The following is a 24,635-nucleotide window of genomic DNA, read 5'->3' as shown; positions in this document are numbered from 1 at the left end:
AACTACAAGTATATTATACGAGGAGGTAAGTAATGACTAATTCCAAAATAAACACTTATCATATCAGTCCAACTGAAGACTATCCTCAATTTTTAATAGAATTAATCCAATCTATTGAATGGAAAGCTGGCCCCTACCTCGCTCAAAAAGTAATAGACAATAATCTTGCCAGCCATGATGAGATTATTGTCTTAACCACTATTGACGACCAATTAATAGGCTTTGGAGCCTATCTCGCAACAGACATTCTAGACAAAACCGATTATCCTTTTGGACCTTTCGTGTCAACAATTTATGTTACTCCTAAATACCGTGGACAGGGAATAAGTTATCAGCTTATTAACAACCTTTTGCAGGTAGCAAGAAAAAGTAAGTGCGAGCAGTTATACGTTGTAACAGAGCATACTGGACTTTATGAAAAAAACGGCTTTACCTTCCAAAGGTTTGTCACAGACATCTTCAACCGCAAAATGCGCTTGTTAAAAGAAGATCTCTAAAAATTAAGACAATACAGACATAAAAAAGCAATGATCCCAAAGACTTTGCTTTTTTATGTCTGTAAAACCAGTTTCTAAAACAGAAATGCTAGCTTTATGAAGTTTCTTTATTAGAACTTTATTTTTGTTATAAGAAACTTTATAATGAGAATGAAAGGGGTAAGACAATGATTGGTGACACTATTTTCTTAGAACGCACGCGCTTAGGCATGACTCAGGAAAAACTGAGTGATTATTTACATTTAACCAAGGCAACCATCTCCAAATGGGAGAATAATCAGGCAAAACCTGATATTGATTACTTGATACTCTTAGCTAAACTCTTTGATATGACTTTGGATGACTTGGTTGGTTTTCAAAAAACATTAACAGACTTTGAAAGAACTGAACTCTTTGATCAGTTAAAAGAGAAGATAAACCAGACTGAAGAATTAGAATTTTTTCAAGAAATCGAAGAACTTTCTAAACATTACATTAACGATTTCAAAACACTTCTGATGCTAGTGCAGCTGGTACTAAGTAATCCCAACCAACTTGACACTAAAGTATGGTCTTTGGAAATGCTTAACCGCATTATTAGTAAAACCACCATCGAGTCTGATCTCCAGTCTGCCATGATGTTAAAAGTAGTCATCCTTTTCCAACAAGAAAAATATGACGATATTATCAGCTTATATCAAAATCGTCCCTATAAGCTTGGCGAAGAGTTATTCCTAGCAAATAGCTACGCAGCAAAGGGGGATATTAAAGCAGCCAAGCAAGTTCTGCAAGTGGAACTGTATCAACAGACTCTCTTAATGTGCCAGTACCTCTTGAGCCTGACGGCTTACGAAAGCATCGAGAAGCAAGAATCTATCTACTCTCGCCTGGAACAATTGATAAAACTCTTTGATTTGGTCAACCTCCATCCTAATACAGCTATTTCTTGTTATTTCAGTCTAGCCTGTCATTTCGCTAATCTTGATGCTAAGCGAGCCATTTCATACTTAAACCAACTGGTACAAGCCACCAAAAATTTAATCACTCAATTTGAACTACATGGCGACAGCTTTTTTGATGCCATTGACCCTTGGCTACAGGAACTACCTACCGGCATTCAACCGCCAACAAGTTCCCAAACCCTTATTCAACGAGTAATCACCCTATGCTACAGCCCTAATTTACAGGCATTAAGCCAAAATAGCCACTTTAAGGCCCTACTAGCAGAATTAGAAGCATTAGAAAAGGAGGCTTCTCATGAATACTAATATTCCAAGTCAATTTCTACCCTTTTTTATCCCACTTATCCTTTTACAAATCTTATTAATCTTTATTGCTTTACTGAAACTACGGAAACTAAACCAAACAAGATACCTGTCTAAACCTACGTGGGTGCTGATTATCATATTTATTAATCTCTTTGGGCCTATTGCTTTCCTTAGTTTAGAAGGGAAAAACAGATGACTGCAATCAGCTTTCAAAATCTTTCCAAATCATTTGGTGACAAGCTTATCTTGGATAAAGTGGATCTTAATTTGGAAGAAAATAAGATTTATGGTTTTGTCGGACCAAATGGTGCTGGAAAAACAACAACAATTAAGATGATTTTAGGGTTGATGAAAGTAGACTCCGGTCACATTTCAGTTATGGGAAAGCCAGTGACTTTTGGGCAAACAAAAAGTAATCAAGTCATTGGATACTTGCCTGACGTTCCTGAATTTTATGACTATATGACAGCACAAGAATACTTGCAACTCTGCGCGGGCTTAGCTCAAAATCAAGAAAGTTTACCTATTGATAAGCTTCTAGAACAAGTCGGTTTAGCTGATAATCAACAACGCATCAGCACCTACTCTCGAGGCATGAAACAACGCCTAGGTCTAGCCCAAGCCCTCATTCACAATCCCAAAATTCTGATTTGTGACGAACCGACATCTGCATTAGATCCTCAGGGCCGTCAGGATATCCTATCAATTATTTCGCGACTACGTGGTCAAAAGACAGTTATTTTTTCGACCCACATCTTATCAGACGTGGAAAAAATCTGTGACCAGGTATTAGTTCTGACAAAAGCAGGCATCCATAACTTAGAAGATCTAAGAGACAAAGCGCCAGCTAGTAAGAATCAACTGACCCTCTTAATCAAAATCTCCGAAAATGAAGCGCAAAAAGTAGCTCTGCGATTTCCCCTAAGTAAAAAAGAGCAATACTATAAAGTAAGTTTGAAATTAACTGAAAATTATTATCGAGAACAAGCACTAGTAAGTTTTTACAGGTATTTAGTTGAGCAAGAAATCACGCCATCCTTCATTGAATTACTTGAAGATAGTTTGGAAGATTTATATTTGGAGGTAACTAAATGACCGGATTTACACTTATGCTCAAAAAAGAATGGTTGGAAAGCAGTCGTAGTCATAAAGCTCTTGCCCTTCTCATTATTTCAATTATATTCGGAATATTAGGACCGCTCACAGCTTTACTGATGCCAGAAATCATGGCTGGGATTTTACCTAAAAAACTGCAAGAAGCTATTCCCGACCCCACTTACCTTGATTCCTATGTCCAATATTTTAAGCAGGTCAATCAACTCGGGCTCATTCTTTTAGTCTTTCTCTTTAGCGGGACACTAACCCAAGAATTTACTAGAGGTACATTAATTAATTTAATAACCAAAGGACTCAGCAAAAAAGCAATAATCCTTGCAAAATTTACTATGATAGCTGGACTTTGGACCTTAACCTATAGTTTGGGTTCTCTTACTCAGTACACTTACACTCTCTATTACTTTAATAATCAGGGGAAAGATAAACTTTTGGTCTATGGCGCTTCTTGGTTAGTTGGACTGATGCTGATTAGTCTTATTCTTCTTTATTCCGTTCTCTTCCGTAAAACTGCAGGCCTATTAATAGCTTGTCTTATGACCATTGTAACCTTTTTCATCTCTGGTTTTTTCAAAATTACCAAGGATTGGAATCCCATGTTACTGATTCAAAAACAAAGTCAAGCCTTAAGTGGACATTACGAGATTCAAGACTGGTTCCAGCCCGCCCTGTTAATTATTGCAATTATATTGATAAGTTTGACACTTGCCATCTTAATCTTTGAAAGAAGTGAAACATAAACTATAAAAGGTGATACCTCTTTAGATATCACCTTTTATAGTTTACCTAAATCCATCCTTTTTCTTGTGCAATCTTAGCAGCCTCAGTTCGGTTGTTGGCGTTGAGTTTGGTAAAGATACAAGTTAAATAATTACGGACGGTTCCGTTTGATAAAAAAAGTTTTTGAGCAATCTCTTGGTTGGAGTCTCCTTGTGCCACTAGACCCATTACCTCTTGTTCTCTAGAACTTAAGGGGTTCATCGAAAAGGTAACTTCTTCTATCAGTTCTGGCGAGTATTCTTTGCGCCCTTCTAGAACGTTGTGGATGGTTTGCATCAATTCTGAAATGGAACGGTCTTTCAGAACATAACCATCAACATGGGCAGCTAAAGCACGCTGAAAGTAACCTTTCCTCTTGAAAGTCGTCACAATGATGACCTTAAGCTCTTGATTTTCCCGAACCCATTCCAAGACATCTAGACCTGATTTTTCGGGCATTTCGATATCGAGAATAGCCACATCAATAGATTCTTGCTCCAGTAAATCAATAGCCTTTTGACCATTTTCTGCTTGAAAGACAGCCTCGACACCCGATTGATAAGTGAGGAGCTGACAGAGAGCATCTCGTAACATGGATTGATCATCAGCAACTAATAATTTCATCTTTTACTCCTTTAAAGGGATTGTAATGCTTATTTGAGTTGGTTTTTTGACTGAACTTATTTCTAGGTGCCCTCTCAAAGGAACCAAACGATCTTTAATGCTATGTAATTCTCGACCATTAATATCTGAAAAACCAATACCATCATCTTGATAATTGAGTATATAGTTTTTTTCAGTTTGACTAAAGGTAAGCTGGCATTTTTTGGCTTGACTATGCTTCATAAGATTATTAATTAATTCTCGGAGTATCATGCTTAGTTTGCTTTGTATGTCCGTAGGAAATAATTCAGCCACTTCGTTACCTTCTATGTGGAGCTTGACTCCCGCTAATTCTAACATATTAGATATGACTAGCAGTTCTTGGCTAATCTTATGGTCTTTGAGACTTTCAACCATTTGTCTGACATCTTTAGTCGCATTTTTAGTAATTTTCTGTAAGTCAACTACTTCATTTTGAGCCTTGGCGATTTCACCATGATCCAAAAGTGTTTGGATTAAATCAGCCTTGACCGTCAGCATAACAAAAACATGACCTAAAGTATCGTGTAAATCTTGACCGATGCGATTACGTTCATTCTCGGCCAAAAGCAAATTAATGGATCTATTTTTCTCTATGAGGACTTCCTTGGCTTCTTCACGTTTACGTTCTAGAGTCCAAAAAATGAGCATAGAAAAGTTGAGAATTGGCGCGACCAGGGCTAGAACTTGGGTTGTGATGTCATATCCCTTTAGAAAAACATATAAAACTACAATTAGTGTGGTGGCAACATAAGAAAAGAAACGGAAACTTTTAAAGTTGTCTCGTAGGCGATAGACAAAAAGGTTATTTAGATAAAAGAATAACCAAATCATGCCACTGTTGATAAATAAGGACATGTAGGTAATATAGATTAGCATGTAAACCCAAAAAAGGTTAGTCACCCAGCTCTTCTTTTCATGAACAATAAAGAGATAAGCAAATAAAAATAAGAGAGAAAATGGCAATGTCCACAAAGGGTATCCGAAAAAGAAGATACCACCAAATGGAAATATCATGAAAACTAAGGAGACATAATAGAGAGGATGTTCCCACTGCCATTTTAAAATCACACCGTTACTTCTTTCCTTTGTTTAATTGCTAGCGCTATTATCATCATTATTATGGCATAGGCAAAGATAATAAGCAAGGACTGCCATTGCATTTGGGTCTTTTCTGCAAATTTTGTAACCATCTGATTGACGTGGTAAGTTGGTGTCAACTTGGAGATGTCTTGCATCCATTTAGGAAAGATGGAAATAGGCATCCATGACCCTCCAATGATAGCTAATAATAAAAAAACAACATTACCAACTATGGACATTAATTGAAGAGAAGGAATCTGAGCAATCAAGAGTCCCATGGCTAAAAAGACCAAGCCTGAAATGAGTAGTAAGATTGCAGAACCCAGCCATTGTTCCAAAGACATATCAACATCTCTAAACATTTTTGCAACCGCAAAAGTGGCTAGGATAGAAAAGGTAAAGCTGATATAGACACGGATAATCTTTGAGACATAGTACTGGAGCGTTGACACATTAGCACGCTCCAAATAAAGTAACCAATGATTCTTTTGATCTTCAAATAACATGGCTGGAAAAGAGAAAAAGCCGAAACTTGACATAGAAAATGCGGTCATGGTTAACATATAGGATTGAATAAATTCTTTTTGATGCTTAGGGTCAGGCGACATGGTCATCCCTGAATAAAATAGGAAGAAGCCAACTGGCATACCAATAGCCAAAATAAAGGTTGGCCACTCACGCCATAATTTAATCCACTCAATTTTTAGTAATGCTCTCATTCTCTTTCTCCTTGTGTTTGTTCAAATAAACTATCTAGAAGCGACTTGTTTTGAATTTGAATATCTTGGATACTGACACCTACGGCTTCTAATTGAGGCCATAGCTGAGCCAAAGCCTTAGTTCTAAACTGCAGGCTTTCTTTTTTCAGGAAAAGCTGATCAATCAAAGGTGAAGACTCTAATAAATGCTCATATTTTAGAGGTAAGGTAATTTCTTTCTCCATTTCCTCATTACCCAAATCATAAGGACTGGTATCCTTTATTAATTTTCCTCTATGTAAAATTAATATTCTATCAGCAGTATGTTCCACCTCTTCAATATAATGACTGGTGTAAAAGATAGTCTTTCCTTGCCCTTTTAAATCAGAGATTATTTCCCAAAAGCGTTTGCGGGTTGACGTATCCATGCCTGCTGTTGGTTCATCTAAGAAGAGAATATCTGCTTGACCAATCAGAATGAGCACAAAGGAAAGCAACCTCCTTTGCCCACCAGATAGCTTTTTAGCAAGGAGATTTTTTTCTTGTTCATCAAAACCAAGGAAGCGGTCAATTTCTTGAAGGGATAGAGGGTGTGTTGCAATATCTCTAAAAAAGGTAATTAACTCTTTAACCTTTAAGTTATTAGGAATAGTGTTGTCTTGTTGCAAGATTGCAACTTTTTCCTTCAGCGCCGCGTCTTTAGGTCCCTTTCCCTGAACAGAAACCCTACCTTTATTAATTTTTTTATCTCCCAATAGCGTCCCCATCAAGGTTGATTTCCCCGCCCCATTGGGGCCAATCAATGCAACACACTCACCTTCTTCAAGGTTAAAGCTAATATTCTTTAAAATTTGTTTCTGCTTAATCACTTTAGTGACATTTTCAACTCTAATCATGGTAACCCTTCTTTCCTAGATCCTTTTAATAGCTTAAGTATAGAGGAATTGCTTCAAGGTAAATAGTACAAAAAGTCATGATGTCATATGACAAATGTCATTAAAAAAGCCCTTGAAGGGCTTTAACGTAAGGCTCAGCTATTTTCCAAAGAAATCTTAAACCTTATGCTCTTTTTTGACTAATTGCCAAGCCATGTAGACAGTAGCAACTAGGATAACAAGACTGGCAATCAAACTCCCCTCTATTCCGAAAGCTCCGCCTGAAATCCAATCAGGGGTGCCTGCTTTTTGGCCAAAGCGCATGAGTGAAGGACCAGCCTCGGTACCACTAACAGAAATCCCAAAGATATTACCCTGAGTAAAATTCCATGCGCCATGAATCCCAGCTACGCCCCAGATATTATCAGTTTTGAGCATATATAGAGCAAGGAAAACTCCTACCACAATAATACTGAGTACCGAATAAAAGTTAATATTATCATTGCTCAAATGCATGATCCCAAAAAGACTACTTGAGACAATTATTGCAATCGCTAAATGTGTCCTCCTGGCAAGGATGGGTAATAACCATCCTCGTGTTAATAGTTCTTCTGTTCCGCTTTGAAGGAGCCAAAAAGGAATACTAAAGACTAAAAATTCAAGCGTCTTAAAAGAAAAATCAACTGAATGAAGCTCTACTCCTCCTAGTAAATAACTTAAACCAAGCGTTATCGAAAATAGGAATGTTCCTATAAACCAGCCCTTAGCTAACTCTAGAAAAACTTGACCTTTGAAGAATCCGAGACTTCGGATAGGCCTTTTCTCATACCATTTAACCCAAGCAAAGAGACTCAAGCTAATAAAGGGAAAGTTAACTAGCCCCCCTAGGGAACTGTTCTTAAATGCATCAATATTAGCTCTAAGGCCCGAGTTCAGTAGCATAGCCAAACTAGTCACTGTTTTCAAAAATACTTCTGAAACGAGACTTCCTACGATAAAGAAAGCATAAACCATCACACAGGCTACTAGAACCACCAGCCAAGTGGGCAATTTCTGATAACGTTCAGTTTGGACTGCTAAAATACGTCTTTTAATCATGTTCGTCTCCTTAATTCCAAATTTGTTTTCATTATAAATTAATAACATAAGAATGACAATGCTATTAAAGCCCCTTTTAAAATAGTTTTGATAAAATGTAACCATCCATTACTTTCATTCGTTATACTAGTGAATAGAAAAAAGGTGATGTAAGGAGGATATTGTTATTGAATTAGATGCTTATGAGAAAGAGCTAATGGATTATGCTCAAGAAATTATCACCTATTTGGTCAATTCTGGGATTTCACCCCACCGTGCTCAAGATGTTACCCAAGATGTTTTCCTTCAAATGCTTGAATGTAATTATTCTATACCTTTGGAGAAAATCCGAGCTTGGATGTACCGCACAGCCATACGTCGCTACATTGATCTTTATCGGCGCGATAAACGCTACTATGATTTGCTTAAAAGAGACTTCTTTTCCCAACAAGCAGTCACCCTCTACGACTTGGAAGATTATGATGACTTGTATGACGCTATCAGTCAACTCAACCAAAAATCACGACTACTTTTAGACCTCTACTATTTTCAGGGATTTTCAGTTAAAGAAATAGCGACCATTACAGGTTATTCCCAAAGCAATATTAAAATCCGATTGATGCGGACACGACATCTTCTCAAAAAACAATTACAAATGAAAGGATATCCAAATGACCACCTTAAAAACAAATGACCCTTTAGCTAAGCTAGCTCAAAAACGTCGAAGAACAACTTTCCTAAAAACAAGTCTTTTCAGTCTCTTAGCTTGCCTACTTGCCTTAGCCCTATCTTTTAAAGGTCTGAGCAGTTTGACGGCTAAGAATGGGCAAAAAATTTATGAAAACTATGAACAATTAGCCCAAATCGCCTATCCAAATATTTCTTACGATAGTCTTTACTATTTTCCAAGTGGTCAATTCACTGGTAAAATTCATGCTGATCGCTTTAAAGATTTAGCTGGCATACCAGTCCCTTACTCTCCTTATGAAGCTTATTACAATTTAACCGGGACCTATGACTCTGCGCCAGGAGACGCTTTCTCATCAAAAACTGGTCTCTATGACCGAGGAACACGACAAAAAATTCCACAATTTTACAATACACATGTTCGCTTTACTAAAAGTGATATCAAAACAAATCCCAGTCAAGATCTTAAGCAAGTTAGTAAAATAGACAATCGGCTCATTGAAGTAGCCATAACCTTTGACAGGCCATATACCTATCAAGAAATTAAAAAGAAAGTTCCTAAGACAATTAAACAAAATTGGTATTGGATTGGAACTTACACCAAACTAGACACTTCGCAATGGTCCACTGCTTACCAATTTGGGACCAATCCTGAAAATTTAGAAACACCCCACCTTTTTCTTCAAAATATGAAGAAAGTTTATCAAAATGGATCTAGAATCTCTATTGGCCGGGTTGATATCTATTCGGACTTGAAAAAATATCTAAAAAAATCCAAAAAGGTTAAAAGTAGCGACCAACTCACTTTTTCTGGCATGATTCTAACAGGAAAGTCAGAAGATTTTAAAGCTCTCAAGGAACAAAAGTGGATATATGCTTCAAGCATTGGTGCTAGCATCAAAAATCAAGAGTATTATAAATTAGACACCAACTAAAAAAAGCCCTCAGGGCTTTTTAACTATCTAAATGTGATAACTTGCTCTTCTACATTAACATCAGCTATACAACCAAACGGCAGAATAGCACGTGGGGTTGCGTGTCCTATATTGAGATTGTAGACTATTGGAATATCTATATCAATAATTTCTAAGAGATTTTCTTTATAGGCTTCATAGTGAGGTTCATCTTGAGGCTTACCGACCAATAAGCCATTGATAACACTGAAGATTCCTGTCTCTTTTAGTTTTTCTAACATTTGACGATGTTGTTTAGGGCTAGGTTTTTCTTCACTAGTTTCTAGAAAGAGAATTTTTCCCCGCCACTCTTCTAGAGAAGGAAAGAGCTGATACCTTTTGCACAGCTCTGCACTATCCTCATAGCGGCTGTTGTCAAAGATATCATAAAGAGATTCTAAGCAACCTCCTAATATTTTACCAGAAAATTTTGACTTACCTTTAAGTAATTCAAATCCTGAATTCGTGTGAGCAATTCGGTGCGTGCCTAGGGCATTGTCACTAAAATCCTGTCTTTCCTCATACCATATATGGCTTGGTCGGATCTCTGAAATCCTTCCTGTTTGCAAAAGCTCGCTAAAATAATGCTCTGTATAAGGTAACATTTTCTTGTCTAGTTCACAAATATCTGCAAGAAAGGATTGTCCATAAAAAGTTTTAATACCAACTTTATAAAGCATGAGGTGATTGATTGTCGTATCAGAAAAACCTAAAAATACTTTTTGTTTTACCACCTGCTCTAATTCCTTATTAGCAAACAAATAAGGCAAGAGACGGTAAGTATCATCTCCACCAATAGCACAAAGAATCAGATCAATGTCGTCATCCTTAAAAGCTTGGATAAAATCGTCTGCACGCACTTCGGGGTGTTTCTTAAGATAATCCAATCCTTTTAGAGCATTAGGCAAGAACTTAACTTCTAAGCCATAATCTTTAAGACGTTTAAGGCCAAGGTCCAACTCATGCTTAACTAATTTTTCCCCTAGAATACCACTTGAAAGGCTAACAATTCCAACTGTTTTAATCATAGTGACCTCCAATTGCTTTTTCATATCATAACACAAAGAAAAAGTAGATGGAAGACCAATCTACTTTTTAATCACCAATGATGGTTACCTGAACACGCCGCTCTCTTTCACGTGTTCGGTCAAAATCAACAAAATAAATATATCCCGTTTTACCAATAGCTAAGCTATTTTGCTTTACCGGAACCATCTCACTTGCTCCAATCAGGCTAGCTTTAAGATGGGCATCAGCATTCCATAATGCTCTACGATCTCCCCCTGGTAACCATTGTTCCGGATTGGGCCAAGATTCAACAGCGCGATAATGGGCTTCTCCAGGATAGTGATAGGTTTCTGAAGAAGTGTGAGGAGGGAAAATCCTCTCCAAGGCTTGTGATAAGTCTAAATTAAGAAAATCATCTCCATTCATATCACTATCATGTGTCCATTCCTCAAAGAAAATCGCGCAAGTTGTATGTGGTGTCGTCACATAGACCATCCCATTTTGAATATGGCTTTCCGCTAGAGCCTCTCTCACTTGAGAGGTCACATCAAAATAAGAATCTCGCTGTGCATGAGTATTAAGACTAAATTGAGATTGATAAACCGTCATTTTTCGCCTACCTTTCTTGAATTGCTGATTTGACAGCTTTAACCATATCGATTAGCATCTGTTTTGGATTTTCAGCTTTAACAATCCCACTCGTACAACCTGTCCCGTCCGCGCCTGCTAATATGGTTTGGTAAACATCTCCAGCACTACTGATACCTGCCGCCTGCATAACCAAACATTCCGGATGAAGCTCCTTAATAGCTTTATTTGTTTCTTCAATATAGTCGTTCCCACTTGTTTTTCCTGTTCCAATGAGTTCTGTTGGCTCACACAAGATAATATCTGGTTTTAAGACTGCTATTGCGCGAGCTTCTTCAACAGAGTCTGCACAAACAATGGAAACAATCTCCTTTTCTTGGCAAATAGTTAAGGCTCTGATAAGTTGACTCAAAGTCATAGGATGTTCCGCATGATTTAAGAAAACAGCTTTGACACCAACCTCTACTAAGGCGTCTGGCAAAACAGCTCCCATACCTCTTCCTGGAGAGATGCCATCTAAATGCTGAGCTGTGACAATGATATGCTCTGTATGCTCAGCCAATTGGCCTAAATCCGTATATGGTGCTGTTACAAAAATGCTGACATCTTGATCTGCTAATTGATCTGCCATTAATGCGAGGTCCAAAAGTTCCTGTCCATAAAGATAAGATTTGGGATTAAAGACGAAAAAATTAGGATTGACACTTGCTTTCATCGCTCAAAACCTCCTTAGTTTCAAAAACGTCATAATAACGGAGTAGGACTTCTTTCATTGCCCTTTGCATTCCTTGTTTTAGGCTTGGATAGTCTTTAACTTGATGCTTTTGTTGATAGGAAAATGCCGCAGTAATAACATCGGAAAAAATATTTATTTTGGCAATGCCTTCACGCGCACATCTCTTCAAGTTAGCATCACCTGAAGAGGAGCCTCCATGTAAAACGAGAGGAATAGGAAGCTGACTAGAAATTTGTGCTAACCTTTCAAAATTAATTTTAGGGGTTCCATTATAGATGCCATGAGCGGTACCAATAGAGATAGCTAAACTGTCAACGTTTGTCTTTTGATAGAATGCTTGCGCGTCCTCTAAACTTGTATATATGGACTCTATAACCTGATGGTTTTCCAAATTTTCATTAGCTCCTACAAAACCTATTTCGGCTTCAACATCAACACCCCTAGCATGAGCATAATCAACTACTTCTCTTGTTAGTCTGACATTATCATCAAAGGTTTCTAAGGAAGCATCAATCATCACGGAATTAAATCCTAACTTAATGGCTCTTTTAATAAAGGCCAAATCCTGACCGTGATCTAAATGTAAAACTATGGGCGTACTGGCTTTTTCTTGGATATAACGCCCTATCATGGCCGCATCCTCTAAAGCCAGCCAATCATTGTGAGTCTGAGCAAAGGCTAAGATAAGAGGCAGTCCCTTTTCTTGACTAGCTTCTGAATAAGCTTTTGCACTTGAAAAGTCAATGAAGTTCATGGCTGGAACCGCAAAATCTTGCTTTTGCGCCTCTTTTAAGAGAGCTGACATACTTACTTTCATCTTATGCCTCGATTTCTTTTTTAACCTCTTCCCATAGAGCATCTGCACCAATACCAGTTAACAAAGGCAATCCCATAATTACCTTATCCTGAACACTCTCTGGAACAACCGTTGTTGAAATAACAATATCATAATCATCAATATGATTAACTTCTTCCGCAATTTTTGATTGATAAAGCTTAACATCTTTGTCATAACCATTTTCTTCTAGCCAGGTTTTGACCTTTCCCATAACAACTGTTGATGTCGCAATACCAGAACCACACATAACTAATAATTTTTTCATAATTAAACCTCTTTTGTCTCTTTAGTAACTTTATTGACGTAAAACAATCCTGCTAAGGAAGCTATTAAGATAAGACTAATAATTAGCCATGGTAAATGATTGGCCGCAAAAATGAAGAGTCCTGTCGGCCAAAGTCCTCCCTCTGCCATAGCTGTAATGCTAGAATGCCCATCAAGATTAAACTTAGCAGCTTTTGCAGAAGCTGTTACAAGAGGCGCTGCCCAAGATGTAATATACAAAATAGAAATCATATACAATGAACCACCAATAACAGTTCGGATGATATTGCCTCTAAAAACAGCTGCCATTAAACAAACAACAAATGGAATAGTAGCTAAATCCCCAAATGGTAACGTTTTGTTACCAGGTAGAATAACAGCGAGTAAAATTGTAATAGGAACAAGAATTAACGAACTTGAAAGAACAGCTGGATGACCTACTGATAAAGCTGAGTCCATCCCGATGTTGACTTCCCGACCAGGGAAACGTTTTTGTACAAAACTATTGGCCGCTTCTGAAATAGGTGACAAGCCTTCCATTAAAATGGAGACCATACGAGGCATTAAGAGCATAACAGCAGCAGTTTTCACCGCTAATTGAGAAATCCCTTGAAGGTCATAACCTGCTAATATACCAATCACTAGCCCAATAATTAAGCCCATAACAGTGCTTTCACCAAAAATTCCAAATTTCTTTTGAATGGTATCAGGGTCAGCTTGAATTTTGTTAAAACCAGGGATACGATCAAAAATCCAATTTAAAGGAATAGCCACAAGAAAACCTGGTGCTGAAGTTCCGTGGGGGAAGGTTATGTTTGGAAAACCATAAAATTTCTTAATTGCTGGTGCAATAATATCTGCCAGCAGATAAATCATCACCTGATAAGCAATCATAGCATAGAGACCTAAAGCAAAATCATGAGTCACTGCATACACTAAAGATGCTACAAAGGCCGCATGCCAAAAGTTCCACATATCAACCATCAAGGTTTTTGTCCAGCCAATAAATAAGAGTAAAACATTGACTGCTATTCCAACCGGAATAGCTAAACTTCCTAATAGTGTCCCGTAAGAAATTGCTGCCGCTGCTGGCCAGCCAACGTCAAGCGTTGTTAATTGTAAGCCAAAACGTTCCACCATTGCTTGGGCAGCTTTACCCAAGCTTCCTGATAAAAGTTCAACAACTAAATTCAAACCAACAAAACCAATCCCAACTGTAACACCCGCATTAAAAGCTTTGCGAGCTGGGGTTCCTAGCAAAAGCCCGAAGATGAAGATTAAGATAGGGAGAACGACAATTGCGCCTAAATCAATAAACTTTTGTAAGATATCAAACATGATAGCCTCCTATAATATATTATGTGATGATAACAATTTTAATACTTGATCTTGCTGGTCAGCACGACAAGCTAAAATATCATGAACTAAGTCTCTATCTTGTAACACCCCCATCAAGGTTTGTAACATTTCCAACTGAGAATGTGCCTCTTTGATTGCCAACATGACGATTAACTGAACAGCAACTTCCTGATCTTTGCTTGCCATTTGAGTAAAGGTAACTGGCTTTTCTAAGGTCATTACTGCTACCTGCGTTTGAGTGACATGTTTGGCATCCGTATGAGGTAAAGCAACTCCGTAGTCTTCAAATTGCAAGCCCGTCGGAAAAATATTTTCGCGCTCAATAATTGCCGAAACAAATGTATCTTTAACAAATCGCTGTTCTCGAAGACGGGTTCCCAGGTATGTCAAAGCTTCTTCTGCCGTTTCTATACCTGAAACCTGTAAAAATATTAAATTTTCATCCATCCTTTAACGTTCCTTTCCTAATAATACACGCATAAAGTCATTCTTAGTGCTAGCTTGTGCCAACCTTCTAATAAAATTCTGATTATCAATTTTCGAATAGATATGGATAAGTGCATCCTTGTAGACCTCTTCTTCTCCACCTTTAATAGCAATTAACATAATTACGCCAACTTGATTAGTCCCCCATTGAATCGGGTTCTTTAGGGTTAGAAGGCTTAATTGTGATACTTCAACAGTATCCGGACTGGCATGTGGCAGAGCAATTCCAGTATAGACACTAGTGCTTCCTAAAGACTCTCGTTGCATAATAGACTTTCTGTATGCTGACGAATGATTATAGTTAGTATCGTTGTGTTCCACAAGATATTGAATACATTCTTCCAGTGATTGGCAATCTTGATGTAAATAGATACGCTGCCCTATTAAATCTGAGATAAGTGACTGATTCACAACATCATGATTATTGATAACAGAAAGGGTTTTCCTGTTTCCATTGACCATGGAGTAATAGACATCTCGTATTTTTTCCATCTCCAATTGACTAAGAACCGGACTAACTAGTATGTAAGGTTCTTCAATATGACTCAATTCCACCGAACTAATAATCATATCTGCTTTTTTGGCTTCATGGCTTGTGATTTGAGTATAATCTATCTTTTTGAGATAGTCATAGGGAGAAATCACTCGTTTTAGTGCATTGATAATGAGTTCAGAAGTGGCTAATCCATGAGGACAAATAACATAAATTAATAAGGGCTTTTCAATTTTTTCGACAGCAATTTGGAAATAAATTGTCAAAAAAGCAATTTCCGAATCTAAAAAAGCTATTTGATAGTTGTCTGCCACCGTCTTAGTGGCTAGCCATACAATGTTGAAGAGTATCGAGTAACGCTTTTTAATTTCTTCAGTGGTCTGATTTTCTAAACGAATACCATTTTTTAAGCGGTAAATCATCGGTCGCATATGGTTTGCAATTTTTTCATAGAGGTACTGATCAGCTTGGAAATCAATACCAGACAGTTCACTAACCTTCTGAATTAAGTGTTTAGTTAAAATATGAAATTCATGTTTATCATCCGGAATGGTAACATAACCTAGTGATAAAATGGTTAGACATATATCTTTAATATCCTTATCTGGCAACCTCTCAACTGGTATGGACAAAGCCTGACTCAACAAGTCACTTGCTAAAGGGTAGACTTCAAGGTACTTCAAATCTTCCTCAATACTTGTTTCCTTTAAACAGTGTTGTCGTCTAATCCGATTACTTGCAATCAGAAGATCTAAAATGAGATAGATTTCCAAATGACTAGGAATTGAGAAAGCATACAAAGCCGTAGATTTGGCAATCATGTCACAAATGTCAGTCACCTGCTCTACAGGAAAAATTGAAGAAAGAGTCTTTTTAATATCTTCCTGAGGAGACATTAACTGATAGTTCGAAATAAGATAAGTACGGTAAAAATGACGGATATCTTTCTCACTCCCCTTAATCTGAACATCGCCCATTTGCTTAGATAAAAGCAACTTATTTTCTCGTAAATAGTGTTCTAGTTTTTCCAAGTCCCGTCTAACAGAAGTTTCACTCAAGAAAAAGGATAGGGCTAAATCTAAAACAGACTGTTTATCGGCCTCCAAAATTAGTTTGTAAAGGTAACGTGCTTCGCGTTCTGAATAATCCTTATAATTGATGCTTAATTCATTTTGACTTCTTAAACTTGCAAGTAATTTAGCCTTATGAGCACCTTCACCTTCTACGAGAATCCCATGTCTAGGAACTTTAGTTAAAAAGAGGTCATTAGTTAAAAAGAGGTCTTGAAGCTCTTTTAAATCTGAATAGATAGTCTTACTAGAAACCTGATGAGTCTTTGCTAATTGAGCAGCACTCATAAAACTATTTTGTTCCAATAGGGTTATAGCTAAATCTTTTTGTCTATTGTTCATCGGTCCTCCTATCAGATGCTATTATCATTATATAGAAAACGCTTACGAAACTTAAGCCATCCTACTTCCACATTAATCTAGTAAGACTGACTATGATCTCTAAAATTATTTTCATTATATAAAATGCCCTAATTAATTTCAAAGCAAGGAAGCTAGTTTACTCTGATAATGGATTATCAAGAAGGTATATAGCACTCTCACAAGAATGGAATGGAATTCAATTATTTTTGTGATTCAACGCTATCATTTTGTAACCAATAAAGCTTAATACCTTACTTATAACTCATAGCTTCCTACAAATATGAAATAGTGTATAATAGAGTCAGCTTCATTCAAGTCGAAAGGAAACCTCATGCTTGCTTTTTCACAGACCGTAGACCTCTTTATTTGCCCAATCTGTCATAACGACTTTCAACTAGCTGGTCGCAGTCTCATCTGTCCCAAAAGGCACACCTTTGATTTGGCTAAACAAGGCTATGCCAATCTTCTACTCAATGTCAAAAAAGATACTCACTACAACAAAGAATCTTTTATCAGGCGTAGCCATATTTTAGAAGCTGGCTATTATCGTCATCTTTTAGAAGCCATAAATAACTATTTACAGCTAGACGAAGGTGGTACCATTTTAGACGTTGCCTGTGGTGAGGGCTATTACGCACGAGCACTTGCACAGACACCTAATCGTCAAATCTTAGCTTTCGATCTTTCTAAAGAGTCTATCCTATTGGCAGCCAAAAAGGATTTCCAAAGTCGCGTGATTTGGTTTGTCGGTGACTTAGCCAAATTGCCTTTGGCAGACCAAAGCGTAGACATTATACTAGATATTTTTTCTCCTGCCCATTACCAAGAATTTCAAAGGGTCTTAAAACCCACAGGGAAAATTATCAAAGTCGTGACAGCTAGTGACCACCTTAAAGAGCTACGTCAGCTTGCTGCTAGTCAAATCTCTTCTAAAGACTATTCTAACCAAAGTGTCATCGCACATTTCGCCCAGGCTTTTCCTCATTATGCAATCAGTCATCATAGCCATACCTACCCTATTAACCAAAAAGATTTAAGTGACTTTACTCAAATGACCCCACTCTTTTTTAATGTTGATACCAAGCAGCTTAAAATGGAATCTATAAGAGAAATTACTATAGCAGCTGATATTTTAATAGCAGGAAAACTCTAAGAAAACAAGTTCCCACAATGGGAACTTGTTTTCTCTATGAATTGGATGGTTTCTGGTTTAGCATTATTACTAAAGAATCTGATGCGTAGGAATATTAAGGTATTTAATTATCGACGCCATCTTTTCGTTTTTTTCAGCATAATAGGATAGGTTGTCATTACTAACCACTTAACCAAGCGATTTCCTGGGCTTGATTGAATCCCTGCTTTACCTTTAGCAACCATTTGCTCGAAGGTGATATTAGGTTCCGTAAATTGCCCATTCAGGTAGCAAAGATAACAGTACTCATCTGACTTTGTTGCATCAGCATTATGGCCACGGAGATCTCTATTTTGGGGCATCAAAGGCATGGCACAGGACTGACAAAATTTTTCCATAACTCTCTCCTATCTTTTTTCTATTTTACCATAACTAGGTAATTAAATGTTATTTTCTGAATATTAAATATCAACTAACTTAAAGGAATAAATAAAAAAAAACCATGATTTCTCATGGTATATTTATTGTGACTGAGGCCTATTTCTCGCCTTTTATCTCTCCAACTAAAGTAGATAGAGCTTTGATAACTCTATCTTGTTGACCAGAGGAAAGTTCTTTGATTTGCACTAGTAACTCAGATAAATCTTCATTTTTTTCCACTAAACTAATATCAAAAAATTCTTCAAAATCGACTTCTAGTGCCCTCATTACCTTTTCTAAAGTTTTTACTTTTACGTTAGTGGATTGGTTTTCCAATTTATAAACATAATTGGTCCCAAGATCAGCTTTTTCTTCCAGTTGCTCCTGAGTTAAACCTTTATTCAATCGTAGCAGTCGTATTCTCTTTGAGATATACTTCTGCAAAACTTTATTTTCCATACAATTTTTTACCTCATGATATCCATTCTACACAGATATATCAAATTTTTTAAGCTTTTAAAATATCATTTTTTTAGGCAATCAACTTTTAAAAGTCAGGCTATGCTAAAGATCTTTTTTTATCTTTTCTGACGATTAGAGTTCCTTCCTACAGTACTCTATTATAGCTTATATTGCCATATTTGTGTCTTTTTAAGCCTAACTTTTTTGTTTTAACCTTTTGGTGACATAACTGTACCAAAGAGGTAAAAATATTAACATCCTAGTGCTATGTTATAATAGAAAAAAAGATTGGAGACTTGCAATGAAAAGTGATACACAATTAAAAGAAGTAGCTTCTCAACTCTTAACTACACGTGGGGTCATGCTTGAAGACATAGCAGAATTGGTTATGTCCCTGCAAAATAAATACATCCCAAATCTAACTATTGATGAATGTTTAGAAAATGTTTCAGCCATATTAAAGAAACGTGAGGTGCAAAATGCTATTATCACAGGCGTTGAACTGGATAAACTAGCTGAACAACGTGAGTTAAGCCAGCCTCTCCTTGACATTCTTAACACTGACGAAGGTCTCTATGGCATTGACGAAATTTTGGCCTTGTCTATTGTGAACCTTTATGGCTCAATCGGCTTCACAAACTATGGCTATTTAGACAAGACAAAACCAGGAATCATTGCTCGTTTAAATGTCAAAGATGGCAAATCTTGTCACACCTTCTTAGATGATATCGTATGTGCTATCGCCGCAGCAGCAGCTAGTCGTATCGCTCATAATGATCCCGACAAAAGTGCCATTGCTAACCAACAATAGCAACATGTAAAAGCCCTTAACTTAGACAAACTACTAAGTTAAGGGCTTTTTTAGTCAACTAGCTTTGGCAAAAAAAGCATGACTTGTGTTCCTTCACCTTCTTGACTGAATACTTCCAATTGACCCTTAAGTAAGGTCACAATACGTTTAACAATAGCTAAGCCAAGTCCACTTCCTTCTTGGCTATGAGATTGGTCGGCTTGATAAAACTGATCAAAGATATACCGTAATTTATCAGAAGCAATACCTATCCCCTTATCTCGGAAAGCAAGAGAGAGGCCATTTTGTTCTTCTTTCATGATAATTGTCAGATTAACTTGCCTTCCAGAGTATTTAATAGCATTATCAAGTAAGTTAAGCCAAATTTGCATACTTAAATCAGGGTCTGTTCCCCACATTATAGAAAGAGGCTGAAAATCAATTTGAATCTCTTTGTCTTTCCACTTTTCTTTTAGGAGAATAAGACTGTGCCTAATTTGTTCATCTACTCTTACCTTTTCAATGCGAAGCTGGTCTTGACGGTCTAAGCGTGATAAATTCAAAATATCATCACAAAGCCGACTAAGTCTCAATGTTTCAGACTGCATCAATGCTAATAGCTCCGCCTGATCTTCCCTACTCAAATCAGAGTCAGCAAGCAAATCACTCAACCCCACCAAAGAAGCCACTGGCGTTTTCAACTCATGGGAAACGTTCGAAATAAAATCTTGACGCAGTTGCGCCAAATTCTTCAAGTCTTGAGCCATCTGATTAACATTTTGAGACAGCTGATCAATTTCGTTATGATAGGGAGCGGTATCCTTAGGATAGGTTTTACGGACGATCTGATAATCGAAATTCCCTTGAGCTACTGCTTTAACAGCCTGATTCAAATCTTGGATAGGACGTGTTAGATGAATCGACCCCTGCCACATAATAAAACTACCAAGTATGAGAATAACACCGGTATAAATCGTAATCCAAAAAAGCAAGTGCCCTTCAAGTTGTAAACCAGTTCTTAGAGCATAGACAACAAGAAGACCCGACAGACAAGTTACAAAGAGAATCCCAATAAATAAAACAACGAAATAAGACCGCAAAGACCACTGTAATTGTTTAGCTTTTGCCATTTATAAGTCTCCCTTTATAACCAAGTCCACGAACTGCTAGAATATCAAAATCAGGATTTCCCTTGCATTTCTGCCGAAGCCTTTTCACACAGGCATCTACCAGTCGTTCATCTTTGTCATCTTCCATTCCCCAAATATCATCTAATAAATCAAGCCGCGTAAACACTTTCTCTGGCCGACTCAACAGTTTATAGAGCAAATAAAACTCCTTGGGAGGTAATTGGATAGACGTTTGTGTGACTAAATCAGTCATGGTTAACTGAGCATAGTCCAATTGTGTATGGGCAAAGACCAATTTTTGTTCTGCTTCTAAACCCGCTCGTCGAAGCAAGGCTTGAACACGTAAGAGTAACTCTGGCAATCGAATCGGCTTGACCAAATAGTCATCGACTTCTAGGCGAAAAGCTTCTTCTAGAGACTCAAATTGTGACTTGGCTGTAATCATTAAGACCGGTGTCTTGTTACCAGTTTCCCTTAATAGTTTTAATAAGCCATAACCATCCAAAACAGGCATCATAATATCCGTAATGACCAAATCGACCTTATGTTCTTCCATGACATCTAAAGCTTCCTGACCATTAAAAACAGGATAAACTGTGAAATGGTTCTGCTTAAGCTTAGTCGTGATAATTTTATTGAGTGAGCGATCGTCCTCAGCAACTAAAATGGTAAACATGACCCCCTCCTTGCTCCCCAATTATATCACATCTAAAAAACTTAAGCTTGGACCAACTGGCCATTTTTGAGCTCATATACCTTGTCAACTAAATCTAAAATAGCGTGGTCATGGGTTACCATCAGCGCAGCTTTTTGCTTGCTTTTTACTTCCTCTTGGATAAGTCTAGCAATATCTTGTCCCCTTTGGGGATCTAAACTGGCTGTTGGTTCGTCAGCTAAGATGAGTTTAGGATTCCCAATAAAAGCTCGCGCAATAGCAGCCCTCTGCTTTTGCCCTCCCGACATATGGCTAGGGTATTTATCTTGACAGTTATGAATATCTAACTCCTCTAGAAGACGAGTGACTTCTGCTGTCATCTCTTTCTTATCCCGAGCGCCTTTCATTTTAGCTACCATTAACAGTTGGTCTTTAATTGACATAAAGGGCAAAAGCTGATGATCCTGAAAAATAAAACCTAGTAATTCTTGACGCTTTTTAGTCCATTGCTGTTGCTTCAAATGAGATAAATCTTGACCAGCAATCGTAATAGTGCCAGAATCAGCTGATAATAGAAGCCCTGCGATTGATAAAAGGGTTGATTTCCCAGAACCTGAAGGCCCTAAAATAGCCACAAATTCATTCTGTTGAATACTTAGACTAAGGTCATTTAGAATGGTGCGACGACCATCCCCATCTTGAAAACTTTTAGTGATGTGTTCTAATTCTAATAATGCCATCTTACTCTCCATTTCCACCTATAACTTCTAAAGGATCGACTTTTCTAACTTTCAACAAGGACAGAGCACCACAAATCATTGAGATAAGGATAAAGCTTATCGCTACAAGTAAGACATGATCCCACTTTAGATAAAAAGGCATACTAGCTGGTAAGACTTGCGCTAGACAAGTTGCTAGGCCAATGCCAATACCGACACCTAAGAGGGAAAGCATGGTGATTTGTCCCATCTGAATCAAAGAAATTTGACTCATAGACATACCAATCGCTTTGAGAACTCCAAACTGTTTTAATTTTTGTAAAGTTAAAATATAAAAGAAAACACCAAGGATTGCTGAAGAAGCTACTAGTAAAACCCAGGTAATCATGGTTAAAGTCAAATGCTCTGCCTGATAACCAGGAATTTTCTCGATAAGTGCCTTTTGCCCTAATTGAGTCACTTGTTTAGGAAGATCTTTTGTTTTAAATGTCTCTTGAGAGATAAAGGCTTGCGGTTGCCATTTGTAACCAGGCATACTTTCTTTTTTAAGACTTGCAAACGTTTGAGGTCTCATAAAGGCAACTGCACTGTGGCCGTACATGGCGTCTTTAGCAAAGCCAACCACCTCAAGTGAATGCTTACTGCTACTATCAAGAAGCTTATCACCCAGCTTAATGTCGTGAGATTTAAAGGACTGATCTAGGATAACCTGATTTTTGCTTGCTGATAGCTTATGTCCTGATATAACCTCAGGATTAACCAAAGAACCATCCTCGACAACAAAATAAGTAACATCAATCGTATCTGAATTTAGACTCTTTTTGAGACTCGCTCTTTGGATAGCTAGACCGGCTACTTTTTGCTTGTTTTGGTCCTTTATCTCTTTTAAAGTCTGGTCAGAAAAATGTGAGAAGCTGATAATATCTTCAGAGTCCTCTGATAGTAAATAATTAACCTTGCCATAGTTTTCAATCTGGGCACTAACAGCGCGACCCAAACCATTTGTCAAACCCGTCAAAAAGACTACCATAAAAATCATAATCACAATTAAAAATTCAATTAAAAGATATTTCTTAGGCTGATAAGTCAGTTCTTTCCATGCTACTTTCATACATATTACTCCTTTTTCTAATAAGGAAAGTATAAAACATAATTATGACCTGAATATGACCTTTCAAACCAAATTGTTAAAAATAGTAGTTGATTATTTAGCCTAATCTAAGATACTTTTATAGTGGCTGGTGCTTGTTCTTTTTTCCTAAAAAAATAACCCTGACAATGGACTGCTCCCCAATTGTTAGATTTTGTATCTAACTTTTAGGGTACAGTTCAAATCAAGGTTATTTTTTCTACCTTAATATTATAATTTATCAACTAGCGAGTAAGGTTTTTGACATAAGCATCAACTGCAAGTAGGGCGGCAGCAACATCTTCTGCCGTAATATCAAATGGCATTTGATGGATTGTTTCACCAGCTATCGTTGCTTGTTGACCAACTTTCAAGAGATCCTCATAGCTAGCATTGTCTAAATGCAACTCTTTTAGACTTGTCGGCATACCAATCGCTTGATAGAAATAAATGTACTTATTAATTTCTTCTTTAGGGCGATTTTCTAAGAAGAGCTGAGTCAAAGTGCCGTAAGCAACTTTTTCACCGTGAGTCAGATGATGAATATCTCCTTCTAATGCTGTAAAGCCATTATGAATAGCGTGAGCAGCAGCTAGACCTGCACTTTCAAATCCTAAGCCACTGAGCAAAGTATTTGCTTCTACAACATTGTCCAAGGCTTTGGTCACTATTTTTTGCTCACAACTAGCCATCGCTTGCAAGCCATCGGCAAAGAGGGTTTCTTCACAAGCTTTGGCAATCGCAATCCCTGCTAAGGACTGATGGCCTCCAGCCATTGTCTCACCATTTTTTTGCAAAACCGCTCTCGCTTCGACCCAGGTTGCCAGACCATCTGCAATACCAGAAGCCAATAGTCTTTTTGGAGCTTGGCAGATAACTTGTGTATCAACAATGACTAAGTCAGGATTCTTAGCATAAAAAATGTATTTTTCAAAAGCCCCCTCATCCGTATAGATAACTGATAAAGCGGACGTCGGAGCATCTGTAGAGGCTACAGTTGGTGCAATAACAACAGGAACACCTAATTCATCTGAAATAGCTTTGGCACTATCAATAGTTTTACCTCCACCCAATCCAATGATTAGATCATTATTTTGTTCCTCAGCGATTGCAACAACGCGTTTAATCTCATTGTCAGATGCTTCACCATTAAAATGGACACGGTCAGCTAGTATACCTTGTCTATGGAGATAATCTTCAAAATCCTTACCAATAATCTGATAAACAGTATCGTCGCAAAGTAAGATTGGCTTAGTTCCAAGTTTTAGAATAACCTTATGATTTTCAAAGAGAGCATTTTTTCCTTGGATATAACGTGATGGGCTTGCAAAAATTTTCATGATAAGTCCTCGTTTCTATTTA

At 37.4% G+C, this 24,635-nt stretch carries 29 protein-coding genes; 9 read left to right on the top strand and 20 right to left on the bottom strand.

The genetic code is table 11. The annotated features are described in order from the left end of the window. Positions 1 to 32: 32 nt before the first annotated feature. The 5 genes from FGK96_RS01040 to FGK96_RS01020 all read left to right on the top strand — a co-directional run bounded on the left by FGK96_RS01040 (position 33) and on the right by FGK96_RS01020 (position 3,597). Positions 33 to 497, top strand: coding sequence for a GNAT family N-acetyltransferase (locus FGK96_RS01040; protein ID WP_138080571.1), 465 nt, complete (start codon positions 33 to 35; stop codon positions 495 to 497). Positions 498 to 664: 167 nt separating this feature from the next. Next, on the top strand, positions 665 to 1,744 hold the full coding sequence (locus FGK96_RS01035; RefSeq protein WP_138080569.1) for a helix-turn-helix domain-containing protein: 1,080 nt from the start codon (positions 665 to 667) through the stop codon (positions 1,742 to 1,744). Further along, positions 1,734 to 1,940 carry a PLDc N-terminal domain-containing protein gene (locus FGK96_RS01030; RefSeq protein ID WP_138080567.1) on the top strand — a complete coding sequence of 69 codons (207 nt, stop codon included), beginning with the start codon at positions 1,734 to 1,736 and terminating at the stop codon, positions 1,938 to 1,940. Before FGK96_RS01035 ends, FGK96_RS01030 begins: the two co-directional genes overlap by 11 nt. Beyond that, positions 1,937 to 2,839 carry an ABC transporter ATP-binding protein gene (locus FGK96_RS01025; protein ID WP_138080565.1) on the top strand — a complete coding sequence of 301 codons (903 nt, stop codon included), beginning with the start codon at positions 1,937 to 1,939 and terminating at the stop codon, positions 2,837 to 2,839. Before FGK96_RS01030 ends, FGK96_RS01025 begins: the two co-directional genes overlap by 4 nt. Next, complete coding sequence (locus tag FGK96_RS01020) at positions 2,836 to 3,597, top strand: ABC transporter permease (RefSeq protein WP_138080563.1); 762 nt, start codon at positions 2,836 to 2,838, stop codon at positions 3,595 to 3,597. The genes FGK96_RS01025 and FGK96_RS01020 overlap by 4 nt, the downstream gene beginning before the upstream one ends. Before the next feature lie 46 nt (positions 3,598 to 3,643). Here FGK96_RS01020 and FGK96_RS01015 read toward each other — a convergent pair whose 3' ends face one another. From FGK96_RS01015 to FGK96_RS00995, 5 genes are all read right to left on the bottom strand, one after another. Beyond that, positions 3,644 to 4,240 carry a response regulator transcription factor gene (locus tag FGK96_RS01015; protein WP_138080561.1) on the bottom strand — a complete coding sequence of 199 codons (597 nt, stop codon included), beginning with the start codon at positions 4,238 to 4,240 and terminating at the stop codon, positions 3,644 to 3,646. A 3-nt stretch (positions 4,241 to 4,243) separates the two neighbouring features. After that, the gene (locus FGK96_RS01010) at positions 4,244 to 5,329 is read right to left on the bottom strand and encodes a sensor histidine kinase (RefSeq protein WP_138080559.1); all 1,086 of its coding nucleotides are present in this window, start codon (positions 5,327 to 5,329) and stop codon (positions 4,244 to 4,246) included. After that, a complete protein-coding gene (locus FGK96_RS01005) occupies positions 5,326 to 6,060 on the bottom strand; it encodes an ABC transporter permease (protein WP_138080557.1) in 735 nt (244 codons plus the stop codon). The genes FGK96_RS01010 and FGK96_RS01005 overlap by 4 nt, the downstream gene beginning before the upstream one ends. Next, positions 6,057 to 6,935: an ABC transporter ATP-binding protein gene (locus tag FGK96_RS01000; RefSeq protein ID WP_138080556.1), complete on the bottom strand. Its 879-nt coding sequence runs from the start codon at positions 6,933 to 6,935 to the stop codon at positions 6,057 to 6,059. The genes FGK96_RS01005 and FGK96_RS01000 overlap by 4 nt, the downstream gene beginning before the upstream one ends. Before the next feature lie 156 nt (positions 6,936 to 7,091). Beyond that, a complete protein-coding gene (locus FGK96_RS00995) occupies positions 7,092 to 8,012 on the bottom strand; it encodes a CPBP family intramembrane glutamic endopeptidase (protein ID WP_138080554.1) in 921 nt (306 codons plus the stop codon). 196 nt (positions 8,013 to 8,208) lie between these two features. Here FGK96_RS00995 and FGK96_RS00990 point away from each other — a divergent pair, with 196 nt between their 5' ends. Together FGK96_RS00990 and FGK96_RS00985 are read left to right on the top strand one after the other, a co-directional pair. Beyond that, complete coding sequence (locus FGK96_RS00990) at positions 8,209 to 8,685, top strand: RNA polymerase sigma factor (protein ID WP_138080552.1); 477 nt, start codon at positions 8,209 to 8,211, stop codon at positions 8,683 to 8,685. Next, complete coding sequence (locus FGK96_RS00985; RefSeq protein ID WP_138080550.1) at positions 8,663 to 9,613, top strand: sigma factor regulator N-terminal domain-containing protein; 951 nt, start codon at positions 8,663 to 8,665, stop codon at positions 9,611 to 9,613. The genes FGK96_RS00990 and FGK96_RS00985 overlap by 23 nt, the downstream gene beginning before the upstream one ends. A 23-nt stretch (positions 9,614 to 9,636) precedes the next feature. Here the strand turns inward: FGK96_RS00985 and FGK96_RS00980 are convergent, their stop codons facing one another. From FGK96_RS00980 to FGK96_RS00945, 8 genes are all read right to left on the bottom strand, one after another. After that, positions 9,637 to 10,659: a S66 family peptidase gene (locus tag FGK96_RS00980; RefSeq protein WP_138080548.1), complete on the bottom strand. Its 1,023-nt coding sequence runs from the start codon at positions 10,657 to 10,659 to the stop codon at positions 9,637 to 9,639. A gap of 67 nt (positions 10,660 to 10,726) precedes the next feature. Continuing rightward, positions 10,727 to 11,248: a YjbQ family protein gene (locus FGK96_RS00975; protein WP_138080546.1), complete on the bottom strand. Its 522-nt coding sequence runs from the start codon at positions 11,246 to 11,248 to the stop codon at positions 10,727 to 10,729. A gap of 7 nt (positions 11,249 to 11,255) precedes the next feature. Continuing rightward, on the bottom strand, positions 11,256 to 11,942 hold the full coding sequence (locus FGK96_RS00970; RefSeq protein ID WP_138080544.1) for a triose-phosphate isomerase: 687 nt from the start codon (positions 11,940 to 11,942) through the stop codon (positions 11,256 to 11,258). Next, complete coding sequence (locus tag FGK96_RS00965) at positions 11,920 to 12,780, bottom strand: class II fructose-bisphosphate aldolase (RefSeq protein ID WP_172601573.1); 861 nt, start codon at positions 12,778 to 12,780, stop codon at positions 11,920 to 11,922. Before FGK96_RS00965 ends, FGK96_RS00970 begins: the two co-directional genes overlap by 23 nt. 1 nt (position 12,781) lies before the next feature. After that, positions 12,782 to 13,066 (bottom strand): PTS sugar transporter subunit IIB, encoded by a 285-nt coding sequence (locus FGK96_RS00960; RefSeq protein ID WP_003082714.1) that lies wholly within the window; start codon positions 13,064 to 13,066, stop codon positions 12,782 to 12,784. A 2-nt stretch (positions 13,067 to 13,068) separates the two neighbouring features. After that, entirely contained in the window at positions 13,069 to 14,403 is a 1,335-nt protein-coding gene (locus tag FGK96_RS00955; protein WP_138080540.1) for a PTS galactitol transporter subunit IIC, read from the bottom strand. A gap of 9 nt (positions 14,404 to 14,412) precedes the next feature. Then, positions 14,413 to 14,871, bottom strand: a complete 459-nt coding sequence (locus FGK96_RS00950; RefSeq protein WP_138080538.1) for a PTS sugar transporter subunit IIA — start codon at positions 14,869 to 14,871, stop codon at positions 14,413 to 14,415. A 3-nt stretch (positions 14,872 to 14,874) separates the two neighbouring features. Then, positions 14,875 to 16,815 carry a BglG family transcription antiterminator gene (locus FGK96_RS00945; protein ID WP_138080536.1) on the bottom strand — a complete coding sequence of 647 codons (1,941 nt, stop codon included), beginning with the start codon at positions 16,813 to 16,815 and terminating at the stop codon, positions 14,875 to 14,877. Positions 16,816 to 17,167: 352 nt separating this feature from the next. Here FGK96_RS00945 and FGK96_RS00940 point away from each other — a divergent pair, with 352 nt between their 5' ends. After that, positions 17,168 to 17,989 carry a methyltransferase domain-containing protein gene (locus FGK96_RS00940; protein ID WP_138080534.1) on the top strand — a complete coding sequence of 274 codons (822 nt, stop codon included), beginning with the start codon at positions 17,168 to 17,170 and terminating at the stop codon, positions 17,987 to 17,989. A gap of 107 nt (positions 17,990 to 18,096) precedes the next feature. On the opposite strand, the gene FGK96_RS00935 is transcribed toward FGK96_RS00940, so the two are convergent. Both FGK96_RS00935 and FGK96_RS00930 read right to left on the bottom strand, forming a co-directional pair. Further along, positions 18,097 to 18,366 (bottom strand): zinc ribbon domain-containing protein, encoded by a 270-nt coding sequence (locus tag FGK96_RS00935; RefSeq protein ID WP_138080532.1) that lies wholly within the window; start codon positions 18,364 to 18,366, stop codon positions 18,097 to 18,099. A gap of 139 nt (positions 18,367 to 18,505) precedes the next feature. Continuing rightward, on the bottom strand, positions 18,506 to 18,847 hold the full coding sequence (locus FGK96_RS00930) for a helix-turn-helix domain-containing protein (protein ID WP_138080530.1): 342 nt from the start codon (positions 18,845 to 18,847) through the stop codon (positions 18,506 to 18,508). Between the two features lie 304 nt (positions 18,848 to 19,151). Here FGK96_RS00930 and FGK96_RS00925 point away from each other — a divergent pair, with 304 nt between their 5' ends. Then, positions 19,152 to 19,661 carry a phosphatidylglycerophosphatase A gene (locus FGK96_RS00925; RefSeq protein ID WP_138080528.1) on the top strand — a complete coding sequence of 170 codons (510 nt, stop codon included), beginning with the start codon at positions 19,152 to 19,154 and terminating at the stop codon, positions 19,659 to 19,661. 50 nt (positions 19,662 to 19,711) lie between these two features. Here the strand turns inward: FGK96_RS00925 and FGK96_RS00920 are convergent, their stop codons facing one another. The 5 genes from FGK96_RS00920 to FGK96_RS00900 all read right to left on the bottom strand — a co-directional run bounded on the left by FGK96_RS00920 (position 19,712) and on the right by FGK96_RS00900 (position 24,613). Continuing rightward, positions 19,712 to 20,770 (bottom strand): HAMP domain-containing sensor histidine kinase, encoded by a 1,059-nt coding sequence (locus tag FGK96_RS00920; RefSeq protein ID WP_138080526.1) that lies wholly within the window; start codon positions 20,768 to 20,770, stop codon positions 19,712 to 19,714. Then, entirely contained in the window at positions 20,757 to 21,446 is a 690-nt protein-coding gene (locus FGK96_RS00915) for a response regulator transcription factor (RefSeq protein WP_138080524.1), read from the bottom strand. The genes FGK96_RS00920 and FGK96_RS00915 overlap by 14 nt, the downstream gene beginning before the upstream one ends. A gap of 41 nt (positions 21,447 to 21,487) precedes the next feature. Further along, on the bottom strand, positions 21,488 to 22,165 hold the full coding sequence (locus tag FGK96_RS00910) for an ABC transporter ATP-binding protein (protein ID WP_138080522.1): 678 nt from the start codon (positions 22,163 to 22,165) through the stop codon (positions 21,488 to 21,490). A 1-nt stretch (position 22,166) separates the two neighbouring features. After that, positions 22,167 to 23,255 carry an ABC transporter permease gene (locus FGK96_RS00905; protein WP_138080520.1) on the bottom strand — a complete coding sequence of 363 codons (1,089 nt, stop codon included), beginning with the start codon at positions 23,253 to 23,255 and terminating at the stop codon, positions 22,167 to 22,169. A gap of 263 nt (positions 23,256 to 23,518) precedes the next feature. Next, on the bottom strand, positions 23,519 to 24,613 hold the full coding sequence (locus FGK96_RS00900) for a glycerol dehydrogenase (protein ID WP_138080518.1): 1,095 nt from the start codon (positions 24,611 to 24,613) through the stop codon (positions 23,519 to 23,521). Positions 24,614 to 24,635: the final 22 nt, after the last annotated feature.

It is taken from the genome of Streptococcus porcinus (genome assembly GCF_901542335.1).
Taxonomy (GTDB): Bacteria; Bacillota; Bacilli; order Lactobacillales; family Streptococcaceae; genus Streptococcus; species Streptococcus porcinus_A.
This window is presented reverse-complemented; position numbering and strand designations above follow the sequence as displayed.

Coding starts and splice junctions, on each gene's coding strand:
- FGK96_RS00955 (WP_138080540.1), bottom strand. CDS start 14,403: ATGTTTGATATCTTACAAAAGTTTATTGATTTAGGCGCAATTGTCGTT.
- FGK96_RS01030 (WP_138080567.1), top strand. CDS start 1,734: ATGAATACTAATATTCCAAGTCAATTTCTACCCTTTTTTATCCCACTT.
- FGK96_RS00980 (WP_138080548.1), bottom strand. CDS start 10,659: ATGATTAAAACAGTTGGAATTGTTAGCCTTTCAAGTGGTATTCTAGGG.
- FGK96_RS00995 (WP_138080554.1), bottom strand. CDS start 8,012: ATGATTAAAAGACGTATTTTAGCAGTCCAAACTGAACGTTATCAGAAA.
- FGK96_RS00915 (WP_138080524.1), bottom strand. CDS start 21,446: ATGTTTACCATTTTAGTTGCTGAGGACGATCGCTCACTCAATAAAATT.
- FGK96_RS00990 (WP_138080552.1), top strand. CDS start 8,209: ATGGATTATGCTCAAGAAATTATCACCTATTTGGTCAATTCTGGGATT.
- FGK96_RS00920 (WP_138080526.1), bottom strand. CDS start 20,770: ATGGCAAAAGCTAAACAATTACAGTGGTCTTTGCGGTCTTATTTCGTT.
- FGK96_RS01035 (WP_138080569.1), top strand. CDS start 665: ATGATTGGTGACACTATTTTCTTAGAACGCACGCGCTTAGGCATGACT.
- FGK96_RS00970 (WP_138080544.1), bottom strand. CDS start 11,942: ATGAAAGCAAGTGTCAATCCTAATTTTTTCGTCTTTAATCCCAAATCT.
- FGK96_RS00925 (WP_138080528.1), top strand. CDS start 19,152: ATGAAAAGTGATACACAATTAAAAGAAGTAGCTTCTCAACTCTTAACT.
- FGK96_RS01015 (WP_138080561.1), bottom strand. CDS start 4,240: ATGAAATTATTAGTTGCTGATGATCAATCCATGTTACGAGATGCTCTC.
- FGK96_RS00940 (WP_138080534.1), top strand. CDS start 17,168: ATGCTTGCTTTTTCACAGACCGTAGACCTCTTTATTTGCCCAATCTGT.
- FGK96_RS01000 (WP_138080556.1), bottom strand. CDS start 6,935: ATGATTAGAGTTGAAAATGTCACTAAAGTGATTAAGCAGAAACAAATT.
- FGK96_RS00985 (WP_138080550.1), top strand. CDS start 8,663: ATGACCACCTTAAAAACAAATGACCCTTTAGCTAAGCTAGCTCAAAAA.
- FGK96_RS00960 (WP_003082714.1), bottom strand. CDS start 13,066: ATGAAAAAATTATTAGTTATGTGTGGTTCTGGTATTGCGACATCAACA.
- FGK96_RS00935 (WP_138080532.1), bottom strand. CDS start 18,366: ATGGAAAAATTTTGTCAGTCCTGTGCCATGCCTTTGATGCCCCAAAAT.
- FGK96_RS00930 (WP_138080530.1), bottom strand. CDS start 18,847: ATGGAAAATAAAGTTTTGCAGAAGTATATCTCAAAGAGAATACGACTG.
- FGK96_RS00950 (WP_138080538.1), bottom strand. CDS start 14,871: ATGGATGAAAATTTAATATTTTTACAGGTTTCAGGTATAGAAACGGCA.
- FGK96_RS01020 (WP_138080563.1), top strand. CDS start 2,836: ATGACCGGATTTACACTTATGCTCAAAAAAGAATGGTTGGAAAGCAGT.
- FGK96_RS00905 (WP_138080520.1), bottom strand. CDS start 23,255: ATGAAAGTAGCATGGAAAGAACTGACTTATCAGCCTAAGAAATATCTT.
- FGK96_RS01040 (WP_138080571.1), top strand. CDS start 33: ATGACTAATTCCAAAATAAACACTTATCATATCAGTCCAACTGAAGAC.
- FGK96_RS00910 (WP_138080522.1), bottom strand. CDS start 22,165: ATGGCATTATTAGAATTAGAACACATCACTAAAAGTTTTCAAGATGGG.
- FGK96_RS00965 (WP_172601573.1), bottom strand. CDS start 12,780: ATGAAAGTAAGTATGTCAGCTCTCTTAAAAGAGGCGCAAAAGCAAGAT.
- FGK96_RS01025 (WP_138080565.1), top strand. CDS start 1,937: ATGACTGCAATCAGCTTTCAAAATCTTTCCAAATCATTTGGTGACAAG.
- FGK96_RS00900 (WP_138080518.1), bottom strand. CDS start 24,613: ATGAAAATTTTTGCAAGCCCATCACGTTATATCCAAGGAAAAAATGCT.
- FGK96_RS00975 (WP_138080546.1), bottom strand. CDS start 11,248: ATGACGGTTTATCAATCTCAATTTAGTCTTAATACTCATGCACAGCGA.
- FGK96_RS01005 (WP_138080557.1), bottom strand. CDS start 6,060: ATGAGAGCATTACTAAAAATTGAGTGGATTAAATTATGGCGTGAGTGG.
- FGK96_RS00945 (WP_138080536.1), bottom strand. CDS start 16,815: ATGAACAATAGACAAAAAGATTTAGCTATAACCCTATTGGAACAAAAT.